Source organism: Amycolatopsis sp. NPDC003861, from assembly GCF_053605405.1.
Genome location: NZ_JBSGJD010000109.1, coordinates 22,962 through 29,575 on the forward strand (window position 1 = coordinate 22,962; position 6,614 = coordinate 29,575).

Here is a 6,614-nt window from a genome sequence, read left to right on the forward strand (position 1 = left end):
CGCCGCGAGCCGTTCGCGCCCTGCAGGACCCTTTTGGGTAGAGAGCCGAGCCTTCGGCCGCTCCGCCGGCGTCGGCCGGTCTCGCTCGTTCTTCACGCGAAACCCGCCGAGCACGAATCCGCCGGCGCGCGGTCAGGCGAGCCGGCGGGTCGTGAGCCAACCAATCCTCGGCCGGCCATTGCGGTGGCCGGCCTGGCGCGTCAGCCTGCGTCCCTGAGCGCCGGTGGGCGCCACGTCATGCGGACCGTGGTTCCCTTTTCTCCCGAGTCGATGTCGGTCTGGTCCGCCACCTGGTCGATCAGCAGCAGGCCGCGGCCACCCGAGGTGCGCAGGCCCGCCACCCTCGGGCGGGTTGCCGGGATGCCGCAGCCGGTGTCCGTCACCGTCACCGTGATCGCGTCGCCCTCCCGGCGAGCCTGCAAGCGGGCCCAGCCGTGGCCGTCCGGGTAGGCGTGGGCCGCGACGTTGGCCAGTGCTTCGTACGTGGCCAGCGTGATGTCGTGCGTGCTGTCCGGGTCGAGCGGGAACTCGCCCAGCCAGTGGATCAGCTTGCGGCGCAGGCCGGCCATCTCGTTGGGCAGGGCCGGCGCCAGTTCTTCGAAGGTCGAGGCGACCACGGCTCCGGCGGCAACGCGCTCCGGGGCCGTGGTCCCGGCTTGGTCGGCGTCGGTGCTCTCGCCCGTATCGACGCCAGTTTCCGGGGTATGTCGATACACGATCCGCTCCCATCGTTCAGCCGCAGTTCCCCCGTTTCAGCGGGCTTCTCTGATGAACTACCCACCGCCGCGAAGTCTTACCCGTTGTGCTTCGTGAGATGAGTCGCTACAGTGGAGACGCTCCTCGCGGATGCCGGCCCCTCGGCCGCCCGGAGGCAGCTCCCCGGATCCAGGCCGCTCGGCCTCTTTCCTTCTTCCCGGCCTCGCCGTCCGTGCGCAGGCCCATCACCATTTCTGGAGACACCCATGCCTTTTCACGGAATCCTCGACCTGTCCGGCAAAACCCCGTTCGTCCGGCCCGGCTACCGGCCCGCGCCCGACGACGTCGCGATCCCGCTTTCCCTTGTCCGCAAACACAATCTGCGGCCCGGCGACGAGGTCGACGGCACCCCCGAGGAGATCATCAGCGTCAACGGCCGCGACCCGCGCGAGCCGCGTCCGCGGTTCGCCGACCTCGTGCCGGTGCACCCGGATCGCCGGCTCCTGCTCGAAACGACGCCGGCGCGACTGCTGCCGCGCGTCATCGACCTCGTCACCCCGCTCGGACGGGGCCAGCGCGCCCTGATCGTTTCGCCGCCCAAAGCCGGGAAAACCACGGTGTTGCAGGAAATCGGCCACGGCCTGTCGGTCAACCACCCCGACTGCCGGCTGCTGGTCCTGCTCGCCGACGAGCGTCCCGAAGAGGTCACCGAGCTGAGCCGGACCATCCGCGGCGAAGTGATCGCGTCCACTTTCGACCGGCCGCCGGCCGAGCACGTGGCGGTGGCGGAACTCACCGTCGAGCGCGCGAAACGCTTGGTGGAGAACGGCGAAGACGTCGTCCTGCTGCTCGACTCGCTCACCCGCCTCGGCCGCGCGTACAACCTTTCGGCGCGCCCGTCCGGCCGCACGCTGTCCGGCGGCGTCGACGCGGCCGCGTTGCAGCCGATGAAGCGAATCCTCGGCGCCGCAAGGAACATCGAGGGCGGCGGCTCGCTCACGATCATCGCGTCGGCGCTGGTGGAAACCGGTTCCCTGGCGGACACGGTGTTCTTCGAGGAGCTGAAGAGCACCGGAAACCTCGAACTCAAGCTCGACCGCAAGACGGCCGAACGACGCATCTTCCCGGCGGTCGACGTGGCGGCGTCCGGCACCCGGCGCGAAGAACTCCTGGTCACCCCGGGCGAACTGGCGGCAATGCGCGAGGTCCGGCGGGCGTTGCCGGGGCCGCACGCAATCGAGCAGCTGCTGGAGCAGCTCCGCAAGACCGGGTCCAACGCCGAGTTCCTGCTCCGCGTGACGGGCGCGGCGCTGCCGGAAGCGGCCTGAACGTTCAGCTTTCCCGACGTTCCCGCAGCTCACCGACCACTTTCGCCCCGACACCGCGCGCCTCTTCGGGGTGATCGGCCGGCTCGCCCTCGCCGGTGCGGTAGAGCGAGTCTTCGGTTCGGCCGGGATCCGGGGTGCCGGGCCGGGCGATCTCGGGCTGCTGTTCGTTCGGCTGGGACATGTCCCGGAGGTACCCCGTGCGCGCGCCTTCACTCATCGAGGCGGCTGGTAGGGAGTCGAACGCGGGTAGGACGGCCGTTCAGGCCCGCGGTTCGGCGCGGCAACGAGAAAGCCGAACCCGACAACGGTGACGACAAGCGAAGCCGCACCGGGAGCAAAGGCCCACCTTCGGCAGTAGGGGCATCTCCGGGTCGGCTACCCGCTGGGGCGATCGGCAAGCCGTGGTGTGGAGCACACCGGCGAGGCACGGGCCGGATGGCGTGCTGCCTGGCGAGGGCGGACACAGGCGCAGGCGCGGCCCGACCCATCCTTCCGCTCCCGGGACAAAGACCAGCGAGTGCGGACCTGCCGAAACCAGGGCACAGTACCTCCATGGCCCCTCCGTCCGCTCGGCCCGCGGCCGGGGCCCGGTCACGCCGGGTCTGGTTGCGGATGTTCCTCGTCGGTGCCCTCCTGTGGGTGCTTGCCGTTGTCGTCACCTTCGTCACCGGTAACCCGAATCTCGTGCCCACCGTGGTGCTGCTCGGGAGCTTTCTCGTGCCCGTCACCTTCGTCGCCTGGGCTTTTGGGCGGCGGCGGAGTGGGGAGGTCACCTCCGAGCTGCTCTTCAGCACCTTCGTCGCCGGTGGGGTGCTCGGGGTGCTGGCCGCCTCCTTGCTCGAGTCCTACCTGCTGCATCCCTCCGCTTGGCTGTTCGCCGGGGTCGGGCTGATCGAAGAGGCCGTCAAGCTCGCCGTGCTGGCCGTGCTCACTCGGCACCTCCGGGTCAAGTTCGCCACCGACGGGCTCGTCCTGGGCGCCGCCGTCGGGTTCGGGTTCGCCGCCTTCGAGTCGGCCGGCTATGCCTTCACCGCGCTGTTCACCGAACGCGGGCTCTCGCTCCTGGACCTCGTCCAGACCGAGCTGCTCCGCGGCGTGCTCGCGCCCGTCGGCCACGGCCTGTGGACCGCCATCCTCGGCGGCGTGCTCTTCTCCGCCAGCGACCACCGCCACTTCGCCCTGACGCTCCGCCTGCTGCTCAGCTACCTCGGTGTCGCCCTCCTCCACGCCCTCTGGGACGCCATGCACGGCATCGCCCTCGTGTTCACCCTCCTGCTCACCGGCACGCCCTGGCAGGACGTCCAGCTCGAACAGGGCTACCAGCCGCAGCCGACCGCGCTGCAGGCCGACGTCTTCACCGTGCTCTCGTGGGGTGGCCTCGCCCTCGTCTCGGTGATCGGCATCGGCTGGCTGCTCGCCGTCCGGGCGCGGGCCCGGCGAGGCGAACGGCCACCCACCGTGCTGTGGCGGATCCCCGCGCGCTGACCCCTCACGTGCCGCGGCCGGTCGCCTTCTGCAGGGCGTCGATCCGCTCGGACGCCTCCGCCTTCGTCAGGCCCTCCGGCACCTCCTCACCGGCTTCCTGCGCCAGCGTCTGCAGGTACGACTTCTGCGGCCCGGTCATCGGCTCGTCGCCGGTCGTCCAGTCGCTCGGGTCCTTCTCCGGGTTGGGCTCCACCTGATCGGTCACGACTCCTCCAATCGAACGTTTGTTCGTCTGCGGTCGACTGTAGCGCAGGGGTCCGACAATCGCCGGTCACGTGCCGGCCGGGGGCGTGCTCAGGGCGCCCGCCTCGTGGCCCGGCCGCCCGTGCGTGCGGCGGTCGTCCTTCATCTGCTGTTCGTGCAGGTGGCGGCGCCCTCCGGTGAGCGACGTGAGCAGCTCGCGCTCAAGGTGGCGGCACGCCTTGTAGTAGCCGTCGTCGTACTCCTCGACGACCTGGAAAGTCCACCGATCGGGTAACACGTTGAGCCCGATGAGCTCTTGGGAGATCCGCCGGGCCCACTCGCCGTGGCCGGCCTTCTCGAGCTGCTCCACGGCCTCGCCGAGGGCCAGGTCCGCGCTGCCGGTCAGCTGGTGGAAGGAGTAGAGGTGCCCGCGGGCGCGCTCGATCGTCTCGAGTGCCTCGGTCACCTTGCCGACGGCTTCGACCGTGGCGGCGTCAGGGATGTCTTCCATGCGCGCAAAGTGCCCCGTCCCGCGATTTCTACACTTCGCGGAACGGGGCACCGGTCGTGCGCTCAGGCCGTGGGGCGCGTGGCTCCCGCGTACTGGCTCATCAGCGGCGAGATCTTGACGACGTCGCCGCTCGTCGGCGCGTGCACCATCTTGCCGTCGCCGATGTACATCCCGATGTGGGACACGGGGGAGTAGTAGGCGACGAGGTCGCCGGGCTGCAGCTGGTCGCGTGACACCGGCGTGCCGAATCCGGCCTGCGCCGCCGAGTTGCGCGGCAGGGAGATCCCGGCCTGCTTGTACGCCCACTGCATCAGGCCGGAGCAGTCGAACGTGCTCGGCCCGGTGGCGCCCCAGACGTAGGCGCTGCCGAGCTTGCTCAGCGCCGCGTTCACCGCGGTCTGGGCCGCCGCGGTGGGCGCCTTGACGTTCGGCGCCGCCCCGCCGGTGTCCTTCTGGGCGGCCTTGTCCGCGTTGCTGAGGGACCGGCTCTGCGCCTCGATCTGGTCGATCTGGCCCTGCAGGTCCTTCTTCTTGGCCTCGATGTCCGAAGCCAGCTTCGCCGCCGCGTCCCGGGCGTCCTGCGCCTGCTTCGCCGCGTCGGCGGCCGTCTTCTCGGCTGCCGCGGCCTTGGCCGCCGCACCGCTGAGGTTGTCCATCGCGGCGTTCTTGTCGGTCGCGATGACCTCGAGCGCCGCCGAGCGGTCCAGGAAGTCCTGGGTGGACGTTCCGGCCAGCAGCGCCGACAGCTTGTTCATCTGGACGCCGCTGGTGAACGACGCACCGGCGAACTTGTCCACTTCGGACTGGTACTTCCGCTTCGCCTCGATCGCCTGGGCGCCGGCGTTCTTCGCGTTGGTGACGTCGGCGTTGGCCTTGTCGAGCTGGCCCTGCTTCGCGGTCAGGTCGTCCTGGGCGCGGAGCAGGTCCTCGTTGAGCTTTTCCGCCTGCGCCGCGAGTTCGCGGTACTTGGCGAGGGCGTCGGAGCCGGTCGGCGGCGCCTGGAGCACGGGGACGGGGGCGGCGGTGGCCGGCTGGGCCATGGTGACGACGGTGATCACCGAGGCCGCGGCGAGGGCACCTGACACCACGCGCTTGACGGGATGCGAACGCATTCTCGCGCGGGTCTCCTTTGCTGATCGGCCGCCGGCGGGCACCGGGACGGCGAGCCGGGGGCCTCGCCCGTCCCCGGGCGTGCTCGACCGCAACAGGAAGAGCCCGCGGTGGGGGTCCGGTACCCGGCAGGGGGTATCGGCGGCGATCTCGCGTCGCCGTCTGGGGACGACCGGGGGCCGCGAGATCTCAAACAGGTTACGAAACGAGCACGGGCGAGTCCAGTGGGGGCCCCTCGAAACTCTCCGTGACGCCGGTCAACACGGCTGGACCAGTGGAAACGTGCCCGAATGTGGCTGGGATTACATGCCGTCACCGGTCGATTTACCCTACCCACCCACCGTATCGAGGTGAGCTCCATGTCAAGAACAGGCCGGTCCGGTTTGTACGTCCCTTGTATCCGGTTGCGTGATTCTCCTCCCCACAACGAGATTCCGACCCATGGAGGACCAGGATGTTCACGAAGGCCGCCGTGCTCACGGCGCTCACCGCCGCGACGTTCGCCGTGGCCGCACCGGCCCAGGCCGAAACCGCGGCCACGACGGTGCTGCCCACGGCGAACATGGAGGCCGTGCTGAAGGCGGCCCAGATCGACCCGCGCCGCGCCGACGACACCCAGACCCCGGGGGCCCACGACAGCGTCCTGCTCGTCGAGCAGGCGCTGCAGGCGAAGGGGCTGCTCGACAGCCAGTACGTCGACGGCTACTTCGGCACCACCACGATCACGGCGTACTCGCAGTACCAGAAGTCGTTGGGCTACACCGGTCTCGACGCGTCCGGCCTGCCGGGCAAGACCTCGCTGGAGAAGCTGGGCGAAGGCCGGTACACGGTCACGAACCCGATCTCCGCCGGCAGCCACGTGACCTACCACGGCAAGACCCTCAACACCCGCACCAAGGCGATGCTCGTTGCCGCGGAAGGGAAAGCGGGCTTCCAGGTCACGCTGACGCAGGGGTCGTACAACGCCGGCGGTGTCGACGCTTCGGCCGGCACGCACGACGGCGGCGGCGCGATGGACATCTCGGTGTCCGGCATGTCGTCGACCAACCGCAACAACCTGCTGAAGGCGTTGCGCAACGTCGGGTTCGCGGCCTGGTACCGCACGCCGGCGCAGGGCTTCGACTACCACATCCACGCGATGGCCGTCTCCGACCCGGACCTGTCCTCGGGGGCGCAGCACCAGACCGGCGACTACTACCTGGGCATGAACGGCCTGGCCGGCCGCGGCTCCGACGACGGCCCGCAGGTCACCAAGGTCACCTGGGAGGAGTACCAGCGCGGCTGACGCCGGTGGTGCGCCC

General features: G+C 70.2%; 8 protein-coding genes. 3 read left to right on the forward strand and 5 right to left on the reverse strand.

Annotation, left to right across the window (positions count from 1 at the left end):
- Positions 1-200 precede the first annotated feature (200 nt).
- The gene (locus ACWEVN_RS25525) at positions 201-716 is read right to left on the reverse strand and encodes an ATP-binding protein (protein WP_449684211.1); all 516 of its coding nucleotides are present in this window, start codon (positions 714-716) and stop codon (positions 201-203) included.
- 246 nt (positions 717-962) lie between these two features.
- Here ACWEVN_RS25525 and rho point away from each other — a divergent pair, with 246 nt between their 5' ends.
- Positions 963-2,024 carry a transcription termination factor Rho gene (gene rho, locus ACWEVN_RS25530; protein ID WP_452052974.1) on the forward strand — a complete coding sequence of 354 codons (1,062 nt, stop codon included), beginning with the start codon at positions 963-965 and terminating at the stop codon, positions 2,022-2,024.
- 4 nt (positions 2,025-2,028) lie between these two features.
- Here the strand turns inward: rho and ACWEVN_RS25535 are convergent, their stop codons facing one another.
- Positions 2,029-2,241, reverse strand: coding sequence for a hypothetical protein (locus ACWEVN_RS25535; protein ID WP_452052975.1), 213 nt, complete (start codon positions 2,239-2,241; stop codon positions 2,029-2,031).
- A 335-nt stretch (positions 2,242-2,576) separates the two neighbouring features.
- Here ACWEVN_RS25535 and ACWEVN_RS25540 point away from each other — a divergent pair, with 335 nt between their 5' ends.
- The gene (locus ACWEVN_RS25540; protein ID WP_452052976.1) at positions 2,577-3,509 is read left to right on the forward strand and encodes a PrsW family intramembrane metalloprotease; all 933 of its coding nucleotides are present in this window, start codon (positions 2,577-2,579) and stop codon (positions 3,507-3,509) included.
- Positions 3,510-3,513: 4 nt separating this feature from the next.
- Here the strand turns inward: ACWEVN_RS25540 and ACWEVN_RS25545 are convergent, their stop codons facing one another.
- The 3 genes from ACWEVN_RS25545 to ACWEVN_RS25555 form a co-directional block, all read right to left on the reverse strand.
- Positions 3,514-3,714, reverse strand: a complete 201-nt coding sequence (locus ACWEVN_RS25545) for a DUF3072 domain-containing protein (RefSeq protein WP_310971519.1) — start codon at positions 3,712-3,714, stop codon at positions 3,514-3,516.
- Between the two features lie 66 nt (positions 3,715-3,780).
- Positions 3,781-4,203: a hypothetical protein gene (locus ACWEVN_RS25550; RefSeq protein ID WP_452052977.1), complete on the reverse strand. Its 423-nt coding sequence runs from the start codon at positions 4,201-4,203 to the stop codon at positions 3,781-3,783.
- Positions 4,204-4,265: 62 nt separating this feature from the next.
- Positions 4,266-5,315 (reverse strand): C40 family peptidase, encoded by a 1,050-nt coding sequence (locus ACWEVN_RS25555; RefSeq protein WP_310971521.1) that lies wholly within the window; start codon positions 5,313-5,315, stop codon positions 4,266-4,268.
- Between the two features lie 452 nt (positions 5,316-5,767).
- On the opposite strand from ACWEVN_RS25555, the gene ACWEVN_RS25560 reads away from it, so the two are divergent.
- Complete coding sequence (locus tag ACWEVN_RS25560) at positions 5,768-6,598, forward strand: peptidoglycan-binding domain-containing protein (protein ID WP_452052978.1); 831 nt, start codon at positions 5,768-5,770, stop codon at positions 6,596-6,598.
- The last annotated feature ends 16 nt before the right edge of the window (positions 6,599-6,614 follow it).

Coding starts and splice junctions, on each gene's coding strand:
- ACWEVN_RS25555 (WP_310971521.1), bottom strand. CDS start 5,315: ATGCGTTCGCATCCCGTCAAGCGCGTGGTGTCAGGTGCCCTCGCCGCG.
- ACWEVN_RS25540 (WP_452052976.1), top strand. CDS start 2,577: ATGGCCCCTCCGTCCGCTCGGCCCGCGGCCGGGGCCCGGTCACGCCGG.
- ACWEVN_RS25535 (WP_452052975.1), bottom strand. CDS start 2,241: ATGAGTGAAGGCGCGCGCACGGGGTACCTCCGGGACATGTCCCAGCCG.
- ACWEVN_RS25550 (WP_452052977.1), bottom strand. CDS start 4,203: ATGGAAGACATCCCTGACGCCGCCACGGTCGAAGCCGTCGGCAAGGTG.
- rho (WP_452052974.1), top strand. CDS start 963: ATGCCTTTTCACGGAATCCTCGACCTGTCCGGCAAAACCCCGTTCGTC.
- ACWEVN_RS25560 (WP_452052978.1), top strand. CDS start 5,768: ATGTTCACGAAGGCCGCCGTGCTCACGGCGCTCACCGCCGCGACGTTC.